We start from the raw sequence: 22,311 nt of genomic DNA, 5'->3' as shown, positions 1-22,311 counted from the left end.
CGACTTTAATCGTACCATTTAGGAATTGAAACTATACAATAGTATCCGAATCGTCTACATCTTCGCCAAACTTTAATCGTACCATTTAGGAATTGAAACTAATCGAATACTCAGAAAAAGACGGTGATTCAGATGACTTTAATCGTACCATTTAGGATTCTACACTTCAGCTACTACAAATGTACTTCCTCCTATATAAATAAAATCACCTTTTTTGGCTCGTCTTTTTGCCTCAGAAACCGCGTCTTGAACTGAGTCGTAGATTTCCCCCTTTAACCCTTCTTTTTGCGCTAGCGCAGCCAAATCGGCGGCAACCAATGAGCGTGGTAAATCAGCTGCACAAAAATAATAGTAGGCTTCTTTCGGAAATAAACGCAAAATGCCACTAATATCTTTGTCTTTCACAAAACCCAATACCATGTGCAGATTTTCAAATTCATAACTGTTGATTTGAGTCATGGTTTCACTAAGTCCACTATGATTGTGGGCTACATCGGCTACAATCATGGGCTGATGCCCCAATATTTGCCATCTGCCTTTGAGTTGACTCAATTTGGCCGCGTCGGCTAAACCTTTCTTTAATGCTTCGTCTGAAATATGATACCCGATTTGATTCAAAACCACAACAGACTGTAATACTCCAAGAATATTTTTAGTTTGATACATTCCCACCAAATCTATTATATATTTATTAATAACAGAATTAGTAGACTTTATACTAAGATGCCGCTCTCCTGCCACTAAACGACTATCTACTACCTCAAAAATCTGGTCTGCAAACATAATATCCGACTGCGTTTCATTGGCTTTTTCTATGAAAACAGGCGCTGTTTCAGGATGTGTTTCCGATATCACCACGGGGACTTTTGGTTTAATGATGCCCGCTTTTTCGTAAGCTATTTTCCCAAGGGTATCTCCCAATATATCCATGTGGTCAAAACTGATGTTGGTAATGACCGACAAATCTGGCGTAATGATGTTGGTCGAATCGAGACGGCCGCCTAAACCTACTTCAATGACTGCTACATCTACTTGCTTACGGGCAAAATAATCGAATGCCAGCGCGACACTTATCTCAAAAAATGAGGGTTGAACCGCCTCAATGAGTGCCATATGTTGGGTCACAAAGGCTGCTATTTCTTCCTCTGGTGCGGGTTGGCCGTTGATTTTAAAGCGTTCAGTAAATGATTTGAGGTGGGGTGAGGTGTGTAAGCCAACTTTATAACCTGCCGATTGTAACACCGCCGACAACATATGGCTCGTACTTCCCTTGCCGTTGGTTCCGGCCACGTGTATACTCCTAAACTGCTGATGTGGATTACCTAATGCTTCGCAAAGTGTCACAATATTTTTGGTACCTGATTTGATGGCACTTGCCCCTAGCCGATGAAAAGCAGGAAGGCGATTGTATAAAGTAGCGATGGCTTCTGGGTATGTCATTGATATTTTGATTTTGGCGGTGCAAAAATAAAGCGTCAAGGAAATTTTCCTGACGCTTTTGTAAATATTCTTATAATTGAATTTTCGAAATCCTAACGAGATTTGATGATAAACGTAATCGTTCCTTTTGAAGTGGCAGGTACGTTTTGAGATTTGGGAATGAGTTTCATTCGATTGACGGCTCTTTTATAAACTTCCACCACCGACTGACTAACGGTTGATTCTTTCACCCTCACATTCACAATGTCGCCAGTATCATCTACCGTCAACTCAAAAACAATGCGGCCCGATTCGTCTGAGTCATCATTGACCTGAGGCCTTGCTCCCATTCCCCACCCCGATACGTTGAGGGCTACTCCTGTAGCTGAGCCTCCTGGTTTTCCATACAAACTTTTGGCATCAATACTTCCATTAGGGTTTCCTTGATCCCCAACGGTTCCGGGTTTGTCGCCGTTGTTGTTGCCACCTACTCCCGATGCTGTACCACTTGTCCCATTACTGCCTTTACCACCTCCCGACGATTTTTTAAACAATGCATTCTCATCTACTTTTTTGGGTTCGGGCGTAGGTTTTGCAGGAGTGACGGGGGCGGGTGTAGAAGCTTTAGATTCATTTTTCACAGGTCGAGTTTCTTCTTTTACTTCTACGGGGCTTTCTACTTTGGAAGTCACTGGTGGCTTCACAGGGGCCGTTTTAACGGGTTTGGGCGTTTCTACTTTTGGCGTAGGCGGTGGAGTCACTTTAGGAGTCGGAGTGGCCTTTACCTTGGGGGTATCGTCAGATTTTTTTACATCCTCCGCCCTTGGCGAATCACTCGCTTTGTTTGTAGTTTGGATTTTGCCATATCCTGCTTCGTCAGTTCCAAAATTAACCTCAATGTATTCGATAGCTTCCGTTTGTGGCAAAGTCTGGTATAGTTTCACAAAAAACAAAAGCATCAACAAAATCGATGTAATAACGGTGGACCCTGCAAAAGCCAACACTTGGTGTTCGCGGTCTTGCTGGGATGAAAGGAGCATTGACATACAGTTGCAATTTTTTTATTTTCTACCAATTAACGCAAAATAAACCTAAAATGTATAGACAAACAAAAAAAGGAGCGATATGCTCCTTTTTTTGTACCCTAGGGTTATTGTATTTTATTTAGTGTGCATCACATAAGCACTAGCTCCCGAAAGTGCACTTACTCTTGCTAATTGTAACTTTGCTTTTTTTGCATTTTCGCACCCAATGGCCGTCACGATAATCAATTGATTTTCGGCAGCATCAGGATTCAAAATAGAAGCACTTTCATACCCATTGCGCTTTAGTTTTTTCTCTAATTTCAAGGCATTTTCTTTTTTCGAAAATCCTCCCGCAATCACCCAATAGTTGATTTTTTCGTCTGATGCTAAAGATATTGCCTCTTCTACTACTGACTTTTCAGCTTTTTTAGGTTCCGCCACCACCGGTATCACCTCTGGATTGACTGCAATTTTAGGCGTAATAGCGGCAGGAGCTTCTTCCACTTTAACTTCTTCTTTCTGAGAAACTTGCTCTTTTGAAGGGGATGATTCCTGAACAATGTTAGATTTTTTATCAACAACCAACCAACCCTTTACCGTCGTTACAAGTTCAAAAGGGTTAAGACTTGAAGTCAAACTTTGGTTAGAAAATTGGGTCAATCCGCCAATCAAAGCTGAACCCACCAAAAGGATTCCTCCTAAATACATTCCTACTCGATAACGCCGACGGCGTGGCACCTCTACCGAAAGCTCTTCAGAAGCACGATCTGACTGCGTCCAATCTTTCGGCTGCTCACTCATCTCTGCGGCTTGCGTAGCATCCAACTTGATTGATTTAAGGCCAAAACCTTCCCCATAAAAATTCACTTGCGTAAGTGGCTCAAATTGGATTTTTCCTTCTTCGTTTTTTGAAAGCTCTCCAATGCCTTCCAATACATACGTTCCTTTTTCTTGTAGGGTAGTTTTAAGATTTTCCACAAAAGCACGCACTTTCTTCTGTGCTTCTTCGCGCGAAATCTGCTCGTTGATTGTCAAATAATGAACCAGTAGCCCGTCATCTAGCTTGAGGGCTTCGTTGAAAGCAATACGTTTTTGTGGTGCATGATAAAGGGCATTTTGCTCGCTGTAGAAAGCATGGCTAAAATACGCTAAGAAGCCACCAAAATCGGGTAAAACAACGCAGTCATGTTCGTAGAGTAACTTACGAGTGTAGTCTAGTACCGAAGTCATGTCGTTTATGAAACAGTTTATGGGGATTTGGGTACTAAGGTAGAACTTCGTTCCTAAAAAAGCAAGGGCATTATCCTAATCTTTCACAAATTAAGGATAATGCCCTGATTATGTTGTATCTATATTTTAGCCTAAAACTGAAACGACAAACCCGCCAAGAAGTTGAGTCCTTGTTGTGGATAGTACAGATAACGTTCGTAGTTTTTTCCTAATAGGTTGTTGATCGACGCAAATACCGAAAAATTACGGGTCAGTAAATAATCAATTTTTAGATTTAGGTCAACAATAGGCTTTAGATTGACGGTGGTAGCGGTGACAAAATTTTTGTTTTTGAGTCCCCCAATGTAATAGGCATCGATGGTAGCAAACATTTTTTTGCTGAATACAAAAGAGTTGTTCCATGTCACCGTCGTACGAGGACGTCCCCAAGGAGCTTCCAAACGTTTGATTCCATAATCATAAAAATCTCCCCTCAAAGTCGAACGTACGATGTTTTTGTATTGGTATCCAACCTGCGCCGAAACCGTCAGAACTTTGATATAATCAGCATCATACACTACCGCAAACTTAGTAGTATCTAGCCAATCGTTGTTGAAGCCGTAGAAATTTTTAAAAGTAGCATAAGACACCTTGCCTTCAAATTGAAAACTTGGTCCTAACTCTCCTTTCAAGCCACCATAGATATCACGGCTTTTTTCGGTGTTTGCAATGGTTACATTGGGCCCGAGCCACCGATTCTCCCCCAATAAAGACCGAAGGGTGTTTCGATTGATATCCCCCCCATAACCCGCAAATAAGTGCACCCCGCTAAAAGGCACAGCATCGACTTCTATCTGAGGAAAGCCGATAGAACGGTTGATATTGAGGCGGTCGTCGGTTTCATTGACCGCTTTGAAAGCCGCCATTACCGTAAAAGCATCAAAAGCAAACTTGAAAGCAGGCTTTACACTATACAAATTCCGTTTGAAGGTTTCGGCATCAGTCCGTTGTGAAATGTAGGCATCAGCCTGTAAGATGGCAAAAATATTTTCGGTAATTGGAATCGAACCCGAAAAATTGGTTCCCCAATCGGTTTCGGCAGCATCGTATCGGTCACTCAGGCGATACAGTGAGGTTTTGAGCGAATAGTCGATGAATTTGCTATTGTCAATGTTGTCAAAACCAACTTGTAGACCTACCGTATTAATCGTCTGACGGAAGCTATCGCGATTGAGTTCAGGATTGCGATTGGCGTAGAAGTAATAGTTGTCGCGATCATAAAAAACAGTCCCTCCCAATTTGAATGTCCCGGCCAAATATTGTCCGTTGAGTTTAAGACGGTTTTCGCTATTAGCAGAATTTTTGGCATCTACCGGTCCCGTCTGGTTAGAAAGGTGTTTGAAATGAATATCGTACGACAAATCTTCCAGCTGATTTCCGAAAAAACCCTCCCCGTACAATTTTCCATAATTACCGCCACCGAGTTTGGCGTAGTTGTTAAGATTGCCATCATCTTCGGCTTTTTTCCCACCATCCACTGGCAATACACTAGGGGTCATTTTGGGCGTTCCTAAAGTAAGCTTGGGCGTTCGAAACTCATAATTGAGCTTACGATCGTCTTCTTCATTGGTAAAAGGCTGTATTTTATTATAAAGTCGATTGGCGGGAGGTAGCTCAATTTTTTTCCTTTTTTCTATTTCAAAAGTTTGACTATCAATCTCTCCCGTTGGCTTTTGTGCCAAAGCGGCAGGAGAAAAAGCATGAATGAATACGTAAGCAGATAAAAGAGAAACGGTTATTTTTTTCATGATATGAGGACTCAAGATAAACAAATAGAAAAAGGGATTCGTTACTGCAAAGCGGCTAGCTTGGTTTTGGCCAACTCCACGGCCTCTGAATCATCAGAATTTTCGATGACCGACTGGAGTGTCGCTTTGGCTTGGTCTGGGTCTTTAAGACCTACGTATACATCGGCCAATAAAATAAATGCCCGTACTCGCCAACGTTCATAGTCTGCAAATTGCTTGTTGAGCTCCATGATGGCTGTCTGAGCATCCTTGTATTTTTCTTGGCGATATAACCCCTGCGCTATCCAGTATTTAGCTTCTGCCCCAAACTCATCCTTGTTGGCCGCCGCTATTTTCTTAAATTCGGCATCGGCATTCTTATAATCTTCTTTTTCTAAATACACTTTCGCAGTTTGCAACTGTGCTTTTTTGGTTGAACCGGGGATTACATCTCCGGCATTCATGACTTCTCTGGCAAAATACAAAGTTGAGTCGTATTTTTTCATCGCAAAATAAGTATCCATCAAACGCATCAAACCCGTCACTCGGTCGGCTTTGCTGTCAGACTGAGCGTACATTACATAATAGCTACGTACCGCTTGAGGGTAATTTTGCTGCTGCGCCTCAATATCCCCCGCTCTAAGAGCCGCTTTGGGCGTAAATCTCGCATCAGATTCCTCCATGACCATTCTAAACAATTTGAGGGCATTGGTAAGGTCATTGGAGCGATAATAACTTTCCCCACCTAAATACCGCGCTTCGGTCCCTGACTTGCTATTTGGATAATCTCGAATAAAAGTTTGTAATGCCTTAATCGCCTGCGGATATTTCCCGTCGGCATACAACCCTTTCGCTGTTTCGAATTCCAATTTTTCGGTCTCGGTGCTTTGCGGATTTTTACGCTTATAATCGCTCAAGATTTCACCCATTTCTTCGGTACGTCCGGCATTTTCGAGGGTAGCTTGTAAGCCAAGCAAAGCTTCCTTGGCCGCAGGTGCATCCGAAAATTCACTCAAGATACGCTTGTAATCACGAATCGATTCTTCATAAACCTGAATATTGTTGTAAGCCAATGCCCTTTTGAGAAGAGCAGGAGGTACTAAGTAGCTCCGTGGTTTGTCTTTGACTAAGCGAGTATATGCTCGAATAGCCGCCTGATAATTGCCACGCGTCAAGTCAATATTGGCCGATTGAAACAACGCATCATCGGCATAACGAGACGTTGGAAACTGAGCAATTACTTTGTCAAATTGAGCCTTTGCCTCTACGTCTTTTTCTTGATAAGTCAAAATCAATCCTTTTTGATAAAGCGCATAGTCACGGTCAATGCGTCCGTCGTTTACGGCTTTATCATACAAAGCCATTGCTTGGGCGTAGTTTTTGTCGGTCAAATAGGAGTCTGCCATCCTAATAGTAGCATCCTCTAGCGTTTGTGGTTCACCTACCCCCTTGCCTTTATTGACATATTGCTGAAAATTCGTTAGCGCATTCTTATAATCTTTGGTATTGTAATAAGCATAGCCCAACGAGTAAAGGCTCCGAATGCCATAAGGAGAATTAGCACTGCTTCGGATGAGTTGGTTATACAGCGGAATGGCTTCGCCGTAGCGACTAAGGGCCGAAAATGCTTCACCCTTCTGAAAGATTGCCGCCTGTTCGATGTTTCTATCGGGGGTATATTTAAGTGATTTATCGAAATTAACAATCGCTTGGGCATAGCGTTCGGCATTAAAATCAGCAATCCCCAAATTCATGGTTTGGCGTTGATAAGCTGCTTTAGTGGGTTCGTCCAGTTTTTTAAGATTTTCTATATAAGCCACTGCGGCTGCACTGTTGTTGGATTTAGTTAGGGATAAAATAGCTAACTTGTTGGCTTCTTCTTCAAAAGAGCTATTAGGGTATGCTTTGATAAAATCCTGCATTTCTTTGAAAGCTGCCGAATAGTTGTTAAGCTCCAACTGTACCTTAGCGTGATTGAAAGTAGCTTCTTCTTGTATGATAGGATTAAATTTGAGCTTTGAGGCATTGTCAAAAGCGGTGAGGGCCGCCTGAGGATTTTTATTTTGTAGCTGACTGATTCCTAAGAAATAAGAACCAAACTGACCCGTAGTATCTTTGCGCGTAGCCACTACCTTGAGCTGGTCAATCGCTCCGGCATAATTACCCGTTTTGAAAAGCGAATGTCCAAACCTAAACTGCACTGGAGCAGGCATGGCAGCTTCCCGCCCTTTAAGTTGAAAATACTGACCATAATACTTAGCCGCCTCTGCATAATCGCCACGGGCATACAACACCTCAGCGGCGTACAGTGCTACATCATTGAGTTTTACGCCCCCTCCCTGCGACCGCCGAAGCAAAGGCTCCGCATAGGCAAGCAGCTCGTCGTAGCGCTCTGCTTGATACAAAGAAGATACAATCCAGTTGGGAATATCAGCCTTGTACTGGGGATGGTTTTCGATACTCTTAAAACTACGGTAGGCATCGGTGTATTTACCATTTTGATACTGAATCACCCCTGCATAATAAGCCGCTGGTGCAAAATAATCGCTGGTAGCATCGCGCTGTACTTCCGCAAAATACTTGAGTGCTGGATTGTACTGCCTTGTACTATAATAAGAAAGCCCCAATTTATAGCGCGTCTCGGTAGCGGTATAATAGTTGGAACTACGATCAAGGGCCTTAGTAAGGTAGGTAATCGCATTTTGATAATCCTGACGGTCAAAATAATATTTCCCCAAATCGCTATAAATCACGGCTGCTTTGGGATGCTCAGGGTGATTGCGTACAAAGCGGTCTACCGCAAGCTCTGCTTCAGGGGCATCTGCATAAAGCGCACACAAAGTAGTGTAATACTCCGCAGTGACGGCCGTATAATCATTGGTATTGAGCAATGCTGGACGCTTTTCTAGATAATACCTAAATTCTTGCTTTGCAGCAGCATAGTTTGATTTTTCAAAAAGTTCGACCCCGTTTCTGAAGTGAACATCTGCTTCGGTATAACCTAGGGTATTTTGGGCTTGTAAACCCGCACATAACAGCAAACTGAGAGAGAATGCACAAAGGCTGCGTTTAAAAAACATGGTAGGAAATATGGTTTCTTTCGAGTACGAAATACTATTCATTAACTAAATGTACTGGTCAGAAATTGGTTTATATGATTTTTTACCTAAAACTTTCACAAAAAAATTGAAAAACAAATCACTTCCAACGTATTAACCAAAATGAATATTGAATACTGTAGGATGTTTCACACGGAAGGACAAGGATTCTTTAATAAAAAGCGCTAATCCTCAGCATCTTTGCGCTCAATAAGCCGCCGAAGGGCTCACAACTATATTCTCTGACACATTCTTAACCACCTTAACTCTCCCCTCCTAATTCTGCCAAACAACGAAAAACCTATCCTAAAACGTATACAATCTTCATTTTATCTCTTTTTCTTTCGTATCATTTTCATTTTAATCACTACATATTACCTAATAAAGAGAAACTTCACCTTTTTCTTATGTGCAAATCACCAATCTCTTTCTTATGATACTTTAGTTGATATCAATTCCCCTTTACACCCAAGCTCATTCAATATGCTTTACTTCCCAGCCCGCTCTTACCAAAAAAAGGCGCTTTTATGGCGCTAAAAGATGTTTGTAATCACTCAAAAGTCAACTGGAACGATGAATGAGTCATTGTTTCTCTTATAATTACGAGAAAATCGCACATAATTTCAAGAAATACAGTTGTTTTTCTCATTGAAAGCGATTACTTTTGCACTCCTTTTGTTGAACAATACATTATTTTTTCAATATAACAATGGCAAACCACAAGTCAGCATTAAAAAGAATTCGGGCCAACGAAACCAAACGCCTTAGAAACCGTTACCAACACAAAACTACGCGTACAATGGTACGTAAGTTGCGTGATACTAAAGACCAAGTTGTAGCTTCAGAACTATATAAGACAGTATCGTCAATGTTGGATAGATTGGCAAAGAAAAACATCATCCACAAAAACAAAGCTGGTAACTTGAAGTCAAAATTAGCCAAGCATGTGAACCGTTTATCGGTTGCAGCAGCCTAGTTTCAAAACCCCATAAAAAAAACCTTTGAAGAGCATCTTCAAAGGTTTTTTTTATGTCTATACCTTTAGGTATTCCCCCTTTGATATCCAATTTTAGCGGCTACTACCTCCCCTTTGCATCCTATTTTTATCGATAAAAAACCTTTAAAACTCGGTTCTTTAAAGGTTTTTTTCGTATCTATGCAGAATTAACCAATTTTTAATCGTTTGTTAAACCTAAAAACCACCGCACAAATCCATGAAAAAATTGAGTGCAACGTTTGGGATAGCTCTACTAAGTACCACCGCTATCTTTGCCCAAAAACCCACCATTGAATTCAATGCCAAAGGTATTCTTTCGCTATCTGATGGCGATATGGCAGCCTCTGCTGTTGTGGATGGAAAACTCTTAAAAGAAACGGGAGTAAAAGATGCGTTGACCATCTATCCCTTACCTCTCAAACTCGGTCAAGAAGAAGGTTCTTCTCCCGTCCCTAACTCCGCAATTGGCTGGACACGTACTGTAGCCTTTACCTCAGACAATCGTTTCGCTTACGTGCTCGAAACACGCGGCCAAACGGCTGACAGCGCCAAAGTGGTCAAAAATGTAGCTACCGATCTACCCGAAGGTAGTAATTTGTACATCGTCGATATCTCTAATCTTACTAAGCCTTCGGCCCGTAAAGCACCGATTGGCAAAAACCCCCTCGCTATCGATATTTTGGGCAGCAATGCCGTCATCACTTCAGAAGAAACGGGCAAAGAACTTCGTTTGCTCGAAATCGGAACCGGCGGCTTACCGACTCGTAACGTAGCCATTCCTCTCCCCCTACAAAACGCCCGTGCTACTGATGTAGCATGGCACCCAGAAGGAGAGTTTATTGCGATTACGGTCGAAGAAACCAAAGAAATATGGCTTTACAAAGTAAAACGTAACCCCCAAGGCAAAGTGGCAACCTTTGAAGCATTTGGCACACCCGCCAAACTCTCAGGAAAACCCGGCCCAGGTGCATTTACGCCAGATGGTAACTTCTTCTTAGTCGCTGACTTAAAAGACGGAGCCTCTGCTAGTGAACTAGCAGTAGTTCAGTTCAATACCAAAGCCGAAGACCCTAAAGCTGCCGAGCATAAAGTAATAGGTCAAGTAGCAGTAGGTACAGGAGCAGAGAGCTTCTCTATCAGCCCTGACGGCGCCTTGGTAGTGGTTGCCAACAAAAATGGTTCGGCTCAACCCTGGAGTGGCAATGTAAGCAAAGCCTCTGTATCTCTATTGACACTATCAAAAGAAGGAGCACTTGCTAAAGTAGCTGACTACGAGATAGACGGGCTTGCCCCTGAAAGCATCGTATTTGACAAAACTGGCGATAACGTAGCCGTTTCTCTTTATGAGTACTTCGACTATGGTCGTCGTGACGGTGGTATCGAATTTTTCAAAGTAACCAAAGGAGGCACGCCTGCTCTTACCAAACAAGCTGCCAAAATCAGCGCACCTAAAGGATGTCATACGATCAAAATCATCCCTTGATGATGACTATTTCTTGTCCCTTTTTTTGTAACGATAAAACCGCTCTCTTAAGGAGCGGTTTTATCGTTATATTTGCCCAAGTATCTATATCAATTCATTGACTATGTCACTACAAGCCATCCAAGAAGCTACCGCTTACCTCAAAACCGCTACTGATCATTTCGAACCTCACATCGGCATTATATTAGGAACTGGCCTAGGCGCCCTCGTCAACGACATCAACATTGCTTACAGTATTAGCTACGATAGCATTCCTCATTTTCCGGTTTCGACCGTAGAGTCCCATAGTGGTCGCTTGATTTTTGGAACCCTTAGCGGCAAGAAAGTGATTTGTATGCAAGGGCGGTTTCATTATTATGAAGGCTACTCCATGCAGCAAGTAACCCTACCGGTACGTGTCATGAAACTGCTAGGCATTGAGCTACTGATTGTGTCCAACGCCGCAGGTGGTCTCAATCCAGCTTTCAGCGTCAGTGATTTGATGATTATAAATGACCATATCAGCCTTTTTCTACCTGAAAATCCACTCAGGGGAACCGAATTGGCAAATCTAGGTGATCGTTTTCCTGACATGAGTGAGCCATATTCACTAAGTCTTATTGAAAAAGCGACTCAGATACTCCAATCCAAAGGAATCACTAGCCACAGCGGTACTTATGCCAGCGTGACAGGTCCTCAACTAGAAACCAAAGCCGAATACCGGATGTTACGAATGCTCGGAGCAGATGCCGTTGGAATGAGTACCGTTCCCGAGGTAATCGTTGCGAGGCATATGAATTTGGACGTTTTTGGAGTATCAGTCATTACAGACATGTGCATTCCAGAAACTTTAGAAAAAGCTGAAATTCACAAAATACTGGCCGCCGCTGCAAAAGCAGAGCCTCACATGACTTTTTTGATTAAATCATTACTGGCCGAAATACCATAAATACACGTTGTAAAAAACCGAACAAAATCCCCTTTGTTTAACTATCTTAAGGATTAGTTCAATATTTGTCATTTTTTTTAGTGTTTTTTTGACACATTACTTGGAAAATTGCCAATTATCATTTTATCTTTACACCGTAGTTCTAACAAGAACTTGTACTCAACCAAATTCTAACATTATTGAGAGAATATTTTACCGCAGTCATGAATTCAGGTTTATCGAGATTTACTACCGTGGCTATGCTTATTTTATTAGCCGCCGTTTCTCGGGTAGCGCCACATCCTTTCAACTTCACTCCTATTGGAGCTATGGCTTTGTTTGGTTCGGCTTATTTTAACCGCAAGTCTCTTGCATTCATGATTCCTATGTTGGCAATGCTCCTAAGTGATGCAATCATCGGTAATCCTTCTCTTCCTTCGTATGTTTCTTTTGCTTTGATTACAGTATTAGGTTTTGTACTTTTGAAGAAAGTAACACCTACAAGAATTGTAACGGCAAGTTTACTTGCTTCCACGTTGTTTTTTTTAGTGACAAATTTCTTTGTCTGGTACAACGGTACTTTTTACTCCCAAAATTGGCAAGGATTGATAGCTTGTTATGTGGCTGGTCTTGCGTTTTATCAATCTACATTTTTTGGAAATCTGTTTTTCAATACTATCATGGGAGATTTGTTTTACTGTGGTATCCTGTTCGGTAGTTTTTATTTTATCCAACGATTTGCTTTCAAGCCCAGTGTGGCATAAAAATATTTGTTTTCATGGCTGTTAATAGGTAGACAAATAGCCCCGAGATTTCGGGGCTATTTTCTTTTTCCTTGTAATCCTCCCGTATGCAAACTTACGAGCGTATCTCCACGTCGAAAAAAGCCTTTTTTTACTAAATCATAGATGCCAAACATCATTTTGCCAGTATACACCTCCTCCAATGGAATAGCTGTTTGATTTTCAAAAGATTTGACAAAATCCAAAAGCAAGTCATTGGTCCGGCCATAACCACCAAAATGATAATCACTCATTATTTCTAGATTACTAACATCAGTGGAGAGATAGCTTCCAATCATGTTTTTAACCACCTCCGAACTCAACTTCAAACTCGGGAAAACCAATACGTTGGTATCTGCATCCATAGCAAGCCCTGCGGCAGTAGCTCCCGTCCCAAAAGCGGTGCACATATAGTGAAAAGAAGAATTGAGTTGCTCTTTGATTTCTGACATTACTTCAGATATTCCCAAAACTGCCAAATGGTTTGAACCTCCTTCGGGCAAGACATAACATCCATTGCCATACCTAGTCGCCAAGCCTGATTTGTCTCGATATGCTTCACGACTCACAAAAATCAACTCCATACCACAAGCCGCCGCAAATCGTAAGGTAGGATTGGCATCGGCCGATAGTTCTTCTCCTCTAATGACCCCTATGGTCTGAAAGCCCATTTCTTTTCCAGCTGCGGCCACCGCTGCTATATGATTTGAATAGGCTCCTCCAAACGTAAAAAGTGTCTTGAATTCAAGCTGCTCGGCTTCGATTAGGTTATATTTTAATTTTCTCCACTTATTTCCAGAGACTTCCGCATGAATAAGGTCATCTCTTTTGATATATAGTCGAATCCCTCTATCGACCAAAAAAGGGTCTTCGACGATTTGAAGAGGGGTTTGGGCGGTGTTTTCCCAAAATGTAGCGACAATATTCACAGTAAAAATTGCATTTTATGTACATTTGTTCGTTTTCAACCCAAGTTTCAACAACTTTCACCTAATTGTCCAACAATCATGAAAAAAATAATTTTGAGTGCGTTGTTTATCGGCCTAACCCTCTCCGTAACCGCACAAGACACCCCAACTGCCGATGCTATCATCGATAAGTACCTCAACGCTATTGGCGGAAAAGACGCCATTGCCAAAATCGAAGACATGACCATCGGCACTACTTCCGAAACCCAACGTGGCACCATGGAAATGGAAGTCAAAATCAAAAAGCCTAATAAGTTTTCTTCGGTAATGTATATGATGGGTAACGAGGTCATGCGTTCCACCAGCGATGGTTCCAAAGTCGCTACCGTGTCTGGTTTTGGAGGTAATACCAACGAACGCACCGCCGAAGGCAAAGACGCTATTGCCATGATTCTCCAAAACGTACCTTTTCCTGAATTACTCTATGCCGAATATGGTGTACAAAAAACCGTGCTTGGTAAAGAAGCGCTGGATGGCAAAGATGCATGGAAAGTAGAAATTGCAATCCCAGAAGGCCGTAAATGGAACGAATTTTTTGACGTGGAAAGCGGCCTCAAAGTAAAACGCATGGCAAACATGGAAGGCATGCGCCAAGGCGGAGGTCAGCGTCCTGAAGGCCAACAACCCCCAAGTGGTGGTGGCAACGGCCCCGGTGGTGGTCAAAGAGGAGGTATGCGTGGAGGCATGGGCATGATGAATGCCACCCTGAGCAACTACAAAGAGATTAAAGATGGATTTGGGGTTAAGATTCCATTTACCCGCGAGCAAGGCAATGGACAATTTAGCTCTAAAGCGGAAGTGTCGTCGGTAAAGGTTAACAAAGGAATCAAAGATAATACCTTCACAATCAAATAAAAGAGTAAACAAAATAGGCATCAATAATGATGCCTATTTTGCTTACTCTTTTTTAAAATGAAGCGTATTGATTAGATAGTCATCCTTAGTTACCCGCATCAATATGTACACCTGAAACTTAATTCCATTGACTGTTTGGTAAGTTCCAGTACAATATCTCACCTTAGACGCCGTCCCCTGAAAGCCATATTTAAAGTCTTTTGGGGGATATTTTTTAAAAAATGATTTTAGAATCAACTCCGCTTGTTCATGCCGTACGCGCCTAAAATCGACCTTTTCGGCATCAATGACCAATTCCAAACTTCGTTCAAAATAATCAGCCAGCACACTTGCATTCCCATTCTTAAAGGAGCCTTTGATCTTTTCTGCAATTTCGACGTCTCGTGCAGTACTCCCTCCCATGAAGCTACATAGAGTTCCACTGATTATCAACGTCAAGCATATTTTTTGAAAGATTCTCATGAGGAAATAACCATTTAGTGTTTGATTTCAAATAGTTGTTGGCTAAAATTGTGCCAAACTCACGATTTTTTTTAAAATTGTGAGCCCATCTCATCTAGCTACTATAAATAACAGAACCTGTGCAGCAAGCAATTCTTACCCACAAACAAACATTGCAAAAAATCAAGCGAATTGCGTTTGAGATTTATGAACGCAACTTTGAAGAAAAACACATTATTTTGGCAGGAATTACGGGAGAAGGCTATGAAATGGCCCGTTTACTTCGCTCATTTATTGAAGGCATTTCTCAAATGGAAGTGACTCTAATGCTCATTAACCTTAACAAAGAACAACCCCATACGGCTCCTATTCAATTCAACATCGACAAAACAATGCTTGCCGGGAAGGCGATTGTAGTAGTCGACGATGTATTAAACACGGGACGAACATTGGCTTATAGCTTAGCACCTTTTTTGGGAGTCGCGCTCAAGCGCCTACAAGTAGCGGTGATGGTCAATCGTGGGCATCACTCGTTTCCTATTTCGGCCGACTACGTAGGGTATTCGCTGAGTACAACCCTTAGTGAGCACATCCATGTCAAACTCACTGGCGACGAAATCGGAGTATACTTGAGTTAGAAAAAGGGAGAGGCTTATAGTTCTCTCCCTCCTATGTGAAGCCTTTTTAGGGTTCTTCAAAAACAATAGCGGTACCATTGGCACTGACCATCAGCATAGATCCACTACCCCCTATCGTTTGATAATCAAGGTCTACCCCAATGATAGCGTTAGCCCCTAAACGTTGAGCTTGCTCAATCATCTCTTTGAGGGCAATACTTTTGGCTTCGCGCAACCCCTGCTCGTAAGCCCCCGACCGACCGCCAACGACATCTCTGACCCCTGCAAAAAAGTCTTTGACTAAATTGGCACCAATGATTGCCTCGCCGTTGACCAAGCCGATATACTGCAAAATTCTTTTCCCTTCGATGTTGTTAGTAGTTGTGATAAGCATAAGAGTTTAGCGAATGAGAATGGTTTAAAGTCGTCGCAATATTATTTATATCGGGCCATTGTTCGATAGAAAACAGGAACAACGGTCTTTGTAATGTACCAACACTGAAAATTTATCCATGAATATGAGCATCATCCGTACATTTTTACTTGGCACCTTGCTCTCTAACTTTTATATAAGTAATGCCCAAACCCCAAAATAGCCGTACAATTGTACAGTTTTAGAACGCAATTGGCCAAAGATGTATCTACTACACTGGCTAAATTAAATACAATGGGTGTAAAATACGTAGAATTAGCGGGAACTTACGGCAAAACTATCCCAGAATTTTTGGCTCTACTCCAACAATTTAATCTTACTCCCATAGGAAGTGGGGCAGATTTTGCGGACTTAGCTACGCAACCCGAAAAAGTAGCCCAAGACGCCAAAGCTTTGGGTGTCAGGTACGTAGTTTGTTTTTGGATTCCGCACGAAGGAGATGATTTTAACATACAAGACGTTCAGAAAGCCGCAGAAGTTTTTAATAGGGCTGGCAAAATTTTACGTGAACAAGGTCTTACATTCTGCTATCATCCTCATGGATATGAATTTCGTCCTTATGGAAAAAGTACGCTATTTGACGAATTAGCCCAAAAACTAGACCCGCACTACGTAAACTTTGAAATGGATACGTACTGGATTAAGCACCCAGGGCAAGATCCCGTAGCGATGCTCAAAAAATATCCCAATCGTTTTCCTTTGCTACACTTAAAAGACCGAAAAATTGGGACGGTCGGCAATCAAAATGGGCGAACCGACGTCGAAACCAATGTCACCCTTGGTACGGGCGACATCGACATCAGCTCTATCATGAAAGTAGCTTCTAAAATCGGTGTCGAGTACGCTATCATTGAGGATGAATCTTCTCGCTCCGAAACGCAAGTTCCTCAGAGTTTAGCTTTTCTTCAAAAATTCAAATAAGCTATTTTATTTAACCGCTGTATTCACAAAAAAGGCTATTTGTTGGCAATAATCCTCCACTTGCCTCTCTTTTTGGGCGGGAGCCCATCCAAGTTCCTGCGCCATCAAATCAGCAACTACCTGGATAGCTTCTTGGGCAGCTTCCCAATCCATGATTTCGAGACGCATCCGGCGAGCCAACACATCGCGTATTGTAAGCGCCATTTCCTCTCTTACTTGATAGATCACTTCGGCTTGGATGAAAGGATATTTTTCTACCAATCGTTGTGACCATCGGATATTTTCTTGGGTCAGCCGTGCCACCTTATGCGCCCGACTTCCGTATTTTCGAATCAGATGTTTAGAAATGTCCTTGGCCAATCGATATACCATTTGAATTGTTTTCCAATCCTCAAACGCATAATCTTCCCCTCCTACTAGCACATGATTGGCAGTTTGGCAGGGACGTTCTATCCTCAACAATTCGCAGGTCTTGTCAATAGTATCTTTGGCCATATACCGATAAGTAGTCCATTTGCCCCCCAGCAAGCTCACCAAATTGGAATGCTCGTCGTGCTCCACTTCATGATCTCGGACAAGTTTTTTGGTAGATTTAGAATCACCCGCTGCCAACAAAGGGCGCAACCCACCAAAACCCGCTTTTACTTGACTTTTATCGGGGCGTTTGGCGAGATAAGGAGCCAATGTATCCAAAAGAAAATCTACTTCTTGGTCTTCTAAAATAGGCTCTGCATCTAGATTTTTGTAATCGGTATCAGTAGTACCTAAGAGCAATTGCCCCTCAAACGGAATTGCAAACACCACCCGCCCGTCGCTCGTTTTGGGAATAAGCATGGCATCATTGCTTTTCAGGACTTCGTAAGGCAACACTACGTGTACGCCTTTGCTGGGGCGAATCCGATGCGAAAGCTTAGGATTGGCTTTGAGTCGTACAAAATCCGCAAACGCTCCTGTACAATTGATAAAAATCTTAGCTTTGATTCCGAAAGACGAATCAGATTCCAGTGGTTTGGCTACCGCAGCGGTAAGTTTTCCGGCATTATCTCTTTCAAAATCAAGCAATTCAGTATAATTCACAATAGCCACTCCCGCTTCATCGGCTGCATGCGCCAATGCCAAGCAGTAACGAGCATCATCAAGCTGACCATCAAAATACAAAACCGCACTATGCAGTTTTTTTGCGTCCAAAGAAGGCATTCGCAGTAGGGTTTCCTTTTTACTCAACCAACGGCTCTTAGGTAAAGCATCTCCTTTGGCAAAAAAATCGTACATCCGTAGCCCAATGCTAAAGTAAAGCCCCTCCCACCAACTAAACACCGGCGTGAGCAAAGGCAGCGGTCGAGCCAAATGAGGGGCATTTTGAAGCACAATTTGCCGCTCCTCCAGCCCATGCCGTACTTGTTTGAGTTGGGCAAAATCAAAGTTCTTAAATGCTTGTTCCAAATACCGAACCCCTCCGTGGATGAGCTTAGTAGATTTGGACGAAGTCTCAGACGCAAAATCCTGTTTTTCAATCAATGCTACCTTCAACCCTCGCAAGGCCGCATCCAACGCGCAGCCCGTTCCGCTTGCCCCTCCACCGATGATACAGATATCGAACGTTTCATTTTGTAGTCTTTGGAGATTTAGGGAGCGTTTCATATATTATTAATCAACTGTAATTAGCGATAGACGGGCGAAGTTACCCTATTTTTTCGACTCCATTGGTAATCGTTACCACATAACTTACCAGCGGACGATGGTATTGATTAAGATAAGCCGTAGAGATAGCTTCAATAAAATCTTCTACTCTTTCGGTATTGACGATGTTGATTGAACATCCCCCAAATCCGCCCCCCATCATTCGGGCACCTATCACTCCATTTAAGGTTTGAGCGGCCTCGACCAAAAAATCCAGTTCTTCGCAGCTCACTTCATAGTCTTGGCTCAATCCTGTGTGGGTTTCGTACATTTTTTGTCCAAAGGCACCCAAATCACCGCGTTGTAAATCTTCACAAGCCGCCACCACGCGTTCGATTTCGCCAGTGACATAACGGCAACGCCGGTAAACATTATCGGGCAGATCGTCACGATGAGCTTCTACTTGGGCTAAACTTACCTCTCTTAGGCTCCGAATTGTCGGATAAAAGTTTTTTAAAATCGCCACACCTTCCTCGCACTCTTGACGGCGGGTATTATAGGCCGACTCCGCCAGAGTATGTTTTACGCCAGAGTTGCAAAGTACAATGCGATAGTTTGTCAAATCAAACGGAAAATACTCATAGCTCAAATCGCGACAGTCAAGTCGAATCACCGATTGTTCCTTGCCATGAATCGACGCAAACATGTCCATAATACCGCACTGTAGGCCAGCAAAATGATGCTCTGCCAACTGTGCCGTCAAAGCCAAATCTAACCGACTGATATTCAACCCAAATAACTCACTCAAGGCATAACCCATGCCACTCTCCACGGCTGCTGATGATGAAAGTCCAGCGCCGTTGGGTACATCGCCCCCAAAAGCCACCTCAAAACCCGAAGGAATCGTCAGTCCCGCCGCTGAAAGCTCGCTTACCATGCCGATGAGGTAGTTGGCCCAACTTACGGAAGACTTTTGGACATGGTCTAACGAAAACTCATAGGCTTGTTCCAAATCAGCGGCGTACAACTTACAAAGGCGGTCGGGGCGTGCTCGGATGGCAAAATAGATAGCTTTGTCGATAGCCGCCGGAAGCACAAAACCGTCGTTGTAGTCGGTATGTTCGCCGATGAGATTGATACGACCCGGAGCACGTACGATAAGAGTGGGATTTTTGGCGTAAATAGCTTGGAATACGTCAGTTATTTTGTCGGGATAGATATTCACTCGCGATAAGATTAAGGTAAACTCATGTACAACACTATGACTGCAAAAATAGGGAGTTTGTGAAGGCAATTACAATTTTTTAAAAGAATGTTGTTAAAACTAAACAAAAACCTTACTTTTGCGCCACGTTAAGCGTTGGGTCCCGTAGCTCAGTTGGATAGAGCAACAGATTTCTAATCTGTCGGTCTTTGGTTCGAGTCCAAACGGGATCACCCGGATGTCACGTCCTGATACGTCCTACTACAAAAAAGTGCCTTAAACTTGGTTTTAAGGCACTTTTTGTGTTTTTTCGTGGTACGTCTCCCCTTTGGTTGGTACCCAAACCCCAATAATCCATAATTTACATACAAACAGCTACTTATCCTGCTAGAGAAGAAGTGTAATTTTTTTTTCACAAAAAAGTGGCCAAGCGAAAAAATACTGGTTTTACGGTATTTATCGATTTGATATAAAAGCTTCCAAATAGAGTGTAATATTTTCACAAAAAAGTTACTTAGTGGCATAATATCTACTTTTACTATGCTTAACTTTGCCTTTGTAAAAGTACCAATAGTAAAATATTTTTCTAGGATGAGTGGTATAGTTTTTGCTAGTAATAATTAATAAAAATCCCCTTAAAGAAGCTATCATGTTCAAAAACCCAATAAAGTTTCAAGCTAGTATCTTTGTAGACTCCAAAGAAATCACTCCCACCTCCTCTAATTTTATCAAGTTTTTAGGAGCGTTGGAGAGCTATGAGCTGCTTCCAAATACAGTACAAGAAATTACTCCTTCAGGAGCTTTAGTTGATCGAATACGCCTTGCTACTACCGATAACTCTTTCTCTCTTGTCATTGCTACCAACAGGATTGATATTGAGCTCCAAACCAATGATATAAATATTCCAATAGGAAAAACAATAGATGAGTTTAGTAAACAAATATGTGATATGTGGACTAAAATCACCCCATTTTTCCTTACTCTCCCCTTTCGTCTAGCCTTACTAGGAACTTATTTTAATGATAAGGAATCAAATGGTTTACATGAAAAACTATTTAAATCTTCTTCTTTTTACACGGATTTTCCACCTTTCGAATGGACTTATAGGTTGGCTTCACTAAAGACTATAAGTGGTGAAGAGACAAATATTATAACCAAAATAGATAGGACTTTAGCAGAACTTAAAAACTCTCCTACAACTTCTAATCCAATAAATGCCACAATTCTAGCTTTAGACATAAATACATCACCAAAAAATACTTCTCCGAGATTTACCCAGCCAAATTTAGATGGTTTTTACAGTGAGGCACCCTTGGAATTCGTCTCATTATTGGAAAATATAAATTCTTTCATAAAATGAATAAATTGGAAGCCATTTTTGATGACTATTCTACTATTGTTAACAAAGGCAAAAACAATGTTATCATTAAGTATAAAATTCAGTCAACTACAGAAGCCACTAGGGAAGAACATAAAAACAAAAATTCTTCTTCTGAGACTCCCCCACCTTCATCCTACAATGAAAAAGTACTGCAATCAATTTCAGCCTTTGATGAAGGTAAGTCAGCAGGTACTTTTCAAAAATATTTATTAAATGAGCCCCTTAAGATACTACCTCAAAGCAAAGACATATATTCTTATTCAGTCTTAGAGGATATAAATGAGAGTTCTTCTTCCTTCGCCACAAATCGTACTACTATACCTTTTGATGATTCTTCCTATTTCAACCAAACTCAACAATTAATCTCAATTTTAAAATCAGAAGATTTTGAATATGGGAAAAGGTCGTTTGCAGATATATTTGTTGAAAATCAACTAGAAAAGTTCCCAGATACGACTAAACTTTGGCTCGCAAATATATTTACTAAGTATTATCATGATATTGATATAGTATTGGGTATTTTGAGAGTAGTATCTAGAATGGATATAAAAGATACAGCACCTAATGGTCTTTTAATTGTATTAGGTGCTTTACCACATCAAAATATTGAAATCCAAGAATGTGCAATTCGAGCTCTTGAGAATTGGGGTACTCCAGAATGCTTGAATATATTAAAAAATGCAAAGCTCAGTATCAATTGGTTAGAAGAATACAGAATTGAAGTAATAAAAGATTTGGAAAACTCATGTCATCGATATTCGTAAGAAAATATAATAGAGCAAAATGGGAACAAAATAATAGAGAATATCATTTCGAGGAAACTCCAAGTGATGCGATAACTAATTGTATTAAAACCTCAGGTAATACTCTCTCAGTTTGGGAAATTACGGATATAAGCCAAATCGATGAAGCTATTTTAGCTATAGCAAGTGGAATGAACAACCTAGATAGTATAGATATTATTTTTTTAGATAGTGATTTTTTTAAAACAAATAATATACAATATGAGGAAACAGAAGGTAGAACTCCTGTAAAATGGGTGCATTGCAAATTGTCGCCTTCATGCCGCATTGTTTAGATGCTTAAAATTGATTTGGAGCACTTTCTTTTTGACTTCGCACCACCTATCCGACTCATACCTTGTTCGTAACTTAAGCATTGCAT

Annotated in this window: 20 protein-coding genes and 1 tRNA gene; 11 read left to right on the top strand and 10 right to left on the bottom strand. The window is 41.6% G+C overall.

Going from position 1 to position 22,311, the window contains the following annotated elements; all coding sequences use genetic code 11:
• Positions 1 to 159: 159 nt before the first annotated feature.
• The 5 genes from P1X15_RS31390 to P1X15_RS31370 all read right to left on the bottom strand — a co-directional run bounded on the left by P1X15_RS31390 (position 160) and on the right by P1X15_RS31370 (position 8,520).
• On the bottom strand, positions 160 to 1,440 hold the full coding sequence (locus tag P1X15_RS31390) for a folylpolyglutamate synthase/dihydrofolate synthase family protein (protein WP_277342062.1): 1,281 nt from the start codon (positions 1,438 to 1,440) through the stop codon (positions 160 to 162).
• A gap of 92 nt (positions 1,441 to 1,532) precedes the next feature.
• On the bottom strand, positions 1,533 to 2,465 hold the full coding sequence (locus tag P1X15_RS31385) for a hypothetical protein (RefSeq protein ID WP_310586054.1): 933 nt from the start codon (positions 2,463 to 2,465) through the stop codon (positions 1,533 to 1,535).
• 114 nt (positions 2,466 to 2,579) lie between these two features.
• Entirely contained in the window at positions 2,580 to 3,674 is a 1,095-nt protein-coding gene (locus tag P1X15_RS31380) for an SPOR domain-containing protein (protein ID WP_277342061.1), read from the bottom strand.
• Positions 3,675 to 3,805: 131 nt separating this feature from the next.
• Positions 3,806 to 5,461 (bottom strand): TonB-dependent receptor, encoded by a 1,656-nt coding sequence (locus tag P1X15_RS31375; RefSeq protein WP_277342060.1) that lies wholly within the window; start codon positions 5,459 to 5,461, stop codon positions 3,806 to 3,808.
• A 41-nt stretch (positions 5,462 to 5,502) separates the two neighbouring features.
• On the bottom strand, positions 5,503 to 8,520 hold the full coding sequence (locus P1X15_RS31370) for a tetratricopeptide repeat protein (RefSeq protein ID WP_277342059.1): 3,018 nt from the start codon (positions 8,518 to 8,520) through the stop codon (positions 5,503 to 5,505).
• Positions 8,521 to 9,247: 727 nt separating this feature from the next.
• On the opposite strand from P1X15_RS31370, the gene rpsT reads away from it, so the two are divergent.
• The 4 genes from rpsT (at position 9,248) to P1X15_RS31350 (ending at position 12,689) form a co-directional block, all read left to right on the top strand.
• On the top strand, positions 9,248 to 9,514 hold the full coding sequence (gene rpsT / locus P1X15_RS31365; RefSeq protein ID WP_277342058.1) for a 30S ribosomal protein S20: 267 nt from the start codon (positions 9,248 to 9,250) through the stop codon (positions 9,512 to 9,514).
• Positions 9,515 to 9,752: 238 nt separating this feature from the next.
• Positions 9,753 to 11,018: a WD40 repeat domain-containing protein gene (locus P1X15_RS31360; RefSeq protein WP_277342057.1), complete on the top strand. Its 1,266-nt coding sequence runs from the start codon at positions 9,753 to 9,755 to the stop codon at positions 11,016 to 11,018.
• Positions 11,019 to 11,121: 103 nt separating this feature from the next.
• Positions 11,122 to 11,946, top strand: coding sequence for a purine-nucleoside phosphorylase (locus P1X15_RS31355; protein ID WP_277342056.1), 825 nt, complete (start codon positions 11,122 to 11,124; stop codon positions 11,944 to 11,946).
• A 203-nt stretch (positions 11,947 to 12,149) separates the two neighbouring features.
• Complete coding sequence (locus P1X15_RS31350; RefSeq protein WP_277342055.1) at positions 12,150 to 12,689, top strand: DUF6580 family putative transport protein; 540 nt, start codon at positions 12,150 to 12,152, stop codon at positions 12,687 to 12,689.
• A gap of 56 nt (positions 12,690 to 12,745) precedes the next feature.
• Here the strand turns inward: P1X15_RS31350 and P1X15_RS31345 are convergent, their stop codons facing one another.
• Positions 12,746 to 13,636: a 1-aminocyclopropane-1-carboxylate deaminase/D-cysteine desulfhydrase gene (locus tag P1X15_RS31345; protein WP_277342054.1), complete on the bottom strand. Its 891-nt coding sequence runs from the start codon at positions 13,634 to 13,636 to the stop codon at positions 12,746 to 12,748.
• Positions 13,637 to 13,714: 78 nt separating this feature from the next.
• Between P1X15_RS31345 and P1X15_RS31340 the strand changes: the two genes are divergently transcribed.
• A complete protein-coding gene (locus tag P1X15_RS31340) occupies positions 13,715 to 14,530 on the top strand; it encodes a hypothetical protein (protein ID WP_277342053.1) in 816 nt (271 codons plus the stop codon).
• 42 nt (positions 14,531 to 14,572) lie between these two features.
• Here the strand turns inward: P1X15_RS31340 and P1X15_RS31335 are convergent, their stop codons facing one another.
• The gene (locus P1X15_RS31335; protein ID WP_277342052.1) at positions 14,573 to 14,992 is read right to left on the bottom strand and encodes a DUF4783 domain-containing protein; all 420 of its coding nucleotides are present in this window, start codon (positions 14,990 to 14,992) and stop codon (positions 14,573 to 14,575) included.
• Between the two features lie 119 nt (positions 14,993 to 15,111).
• Between P1X15_RS31335 and P1X15_RS31330 the strand changes: the two genes are divergently transcribed.
• Entirely contained in the window at positions 15,112 to 15,609 is a 498-nt protein-coding gene (locus tag P1X15_RS31330; RefSeq protein ID WP_277342051.1) for a phosphoribosyltransferase family protein, read from the top strand.
• A gap of 46 nt (positions 15,610 to 15,655) precedes the next feature.
• Here the strand turns inward: P1X15_RS31330 and P1X15_RS31325 are convergent, their stop codons facing one another.
• Positions 15,656 to 15,982 carry a heavy metal-binding domain-containing protein gene (locus tag P1X15_RS31325; protein ID WP_277342050.1) on the bottom strand — a complete coding sequence of 109 codons (327 nt, stop codon included), beginning with the start codon at positions 15,980 to 15,982 and terminating at the stop codon, positions 15,656 to 15,658.
• A 210-nt stretch (positions 15,983 to 16,192) separates the two neighbouring features.
• Here P1X15_RS31325 and P1X15_RS31320 point away from each other — a divergent pair, with 210 nt between their 5' ends.
• Entirely contained in the window at positions 16,193 to 16,942 is a 750-nt protein-coding gene (locus tag P1X15_RS31320; RefSeq protein WP_277342049.1) for a sugar phosphate isomerase/epimerase, read from the top strand.
• Positions 16,943 to 16,948: 6 nt separating this feature from the next.
• Here P1X15_RS31320 and P1X15_RS31315 read toward each other — a convergent pair whose 3' ends face one another.
• Both P1X15_RS31315 and P1X15_RS31310 read right to left on the bottom strand, forming a co-directional pair.
• A complete protein-coding gene (locus tag P1X15_RS31315; protein WP_277342048.1) occupies positions 16,949 to 18,583 on the bottom strand; it encodes a glycerol-3-phosphate dehydrogenase/oxidase in 1,635 nt (544 codons plus the stop codon).
• 40 nt (positions 18,584 to 18,623) lie between these two features.
• Positions 18,624 to 19,787, bottom strand: coding sequence for a galactokinase (locus tag P1X15_RS31310; protein WP_277342047.1), 1,164 nt, complete (start codon positions 19,785 to 19,787; stop codon positions 18,624 to 18,626).
• A gap of 138 nt (positions 19,788 to 19,925) precedes the next feature.
• Between P1X15_RS31310 and P1X15_RS31305 the strand changes: the two genes are divergently transcribed.
• From P1X15_RS31305 to P1X15_RS31290, 4 genes are all read left to right on the top strand, one after another.
• Positions 19,926 to 19,999 (top strand) — tRNA-Arg (locus P1X15_RS31305).
• 416 nt (positions 20,000 to 20,415) lie between these two features.
• Complete coding sequence (locus P1X15_RS31300) at positions 20,416 to 21,126, top strand: hypothetical protein (protein ID WP_277342046.1); 711 nt, start codon at positions 20,416 to 20,418, stop codon at positions 21,124 to 21,126.
• Positions 21,123 to 21,911 carry a hypothetical protein gene (locus tag P1X15_RS31295; protein ID WP_277342045.1) on the top strand — a complete coding sequence of 263 codons (789 nt, stop codon included), beginning with the start codon at positions 21,123 to 21,125 and terminating at the stop codon, positions 21,909 to 21,911. The genes P1X15_RS31300 and P1X15_RS31295 overlap by 4 nt, the downstream gene beginning before the upstream one ends.
• Positions 21,893 to 22,225: a hypothetical protein gene (locus tag P1X15_RS31290; protein WP_277342044.1), complete on the top strand. Its 333-nt coding sequence runs from the start codon at positions 21,893 to 21,895 to the stop codon at positions 22,223 to 22,225. Before P1X15_RS31295 ends, P1X15_RS31290 begins: the two co-directional genes overlap by 19 nt.
• Positions 22,226 to 22,311 lie beyond the last annotated feature (86 nt).

Origin of the sequence: Runella sp. MFBS21, from assembly GCF_029433105.1 — a bacterium.
Classification (GTDB): domain Bacteria; phylum Bacteroidota; class Bacteroidia; order Cytophagales; family Spirosomataceae; genus Runella.
The sequence above is the reverse complement of the archived record's forward strand: the minus strand, read 5'-3'. Positions and strand labels throughout refer to the sequence as shown.

Bases quoted from the DNA above. Each gene is read 5' to 3' on its own strand.
- P1X15_RS31390 (WP_277342062.1), bottom strand. From the start codon at position 1,440: ATGACATACCCAGAAGCCATCGCTACTTTATACAATCGCCTTCCTGCT.
- P1X15_RS31360 (WP_277342057.1), top strand. From the start codon at position 9,753: ATGAAAAAATTGAGTGCAACGTTTGGGATAGCTCTACTAAGTACCACC.
- P1X15_RS31350 (WP_277342055.1), top strand. From the start codon at position 12,150: ATGAATTCAGGTTTATCGAGATTTACTACCGTGGCTATGCTTATTTTA.
- P1X15_RS31315 (WP_277342048.1), bottom strand. From the start codon at position 18,583: ATGAAACGCTCCCTAAATCTCCAAAGACTACAAAATGAAACGTTCGAT.
- P1X15_RS31370 (WP_277342059.1), bottom strand. From the start codon at position 8,520: ATGTTTTTTAAACGCAGCCTTTGTGCATTCTCTCTCAGTTTGCTGTTA.
- P1X15_RS31325 (WP_277342050.1), bottom strand. From the start codon at position 15,982: ATGCTTATCACAACTACTAACAACATCGAAGGGAAAAGAATTTTGCAG.
- P1X15_RS31295 (WP_277342045.1), top strand. From the start codon at position 21,123: ATGAATAAATTGGAAGCCATTTTTGATGACTATTCTACTATTGTTAAC.
- rpsT (WP_277342058.1), top strand. From the start codon at position 9,248: ATGGCAAACCACAAGTCAGCATTAAAAAGAATTCGGGCCAACGAAACC.
- P1X15_RS31355 (WP_277342056.1), top strand. From the start codon at position 11,122: ATGTCACTACAAGCCATCCAAGAAGCTACCGCTTACCTCAAAACCGCT.
- P1X15_RS31335 (WP_277342052.1), bottom strand. From the start codon at position 14,992: ATGAGAATCTTTCAAAAAATATGCTTGACGTTGATAATCAGTGGAACT.
- P1X15_RS31380 (WP_277342061.1), bottom strand. From the start codon at position 3,674: ATGACTTCGGTACTAGACTACACTCGTAAGTTACTCTACGAACATGAC.
- P1X15_RS31340 (WP_277342053.1), top strand. From the start codon at position 13,715: ATGAAAAAAATAATTTTGAGTGCGTTGTTTATCGGCCTAACCCTCTCC.
- P1X15_RS31290 (WP_277342044.1), top strand. From the start codon at position 21,893: ATGTCATCGATATTCGTAAGAAAATATAATAGAGCAAAATGGGAACAA.
- P1X15_RS31300 (WP_277342046.1), top strand. From the start codon at position 20,416: ATGTTCAAAAACCCAATAAAGTTTCAAGCTAGTATCTTTGTAGACTCC.
- P1X15_RS31375 (WP_277342060.1), bottom strand. From the start codon at position 5,461: ATGAAAAAAATAACCGTTTCTCTTTTATCTGCTTACGTATTCATTCAT.
- P1X15_RS31385 (WP_310586054.1), bottom strand. From the start codon at position 2,465: ATGTCAATGCTCCTTTCATCCCAGCAAGACCGCGAACACCAAGTGTTG.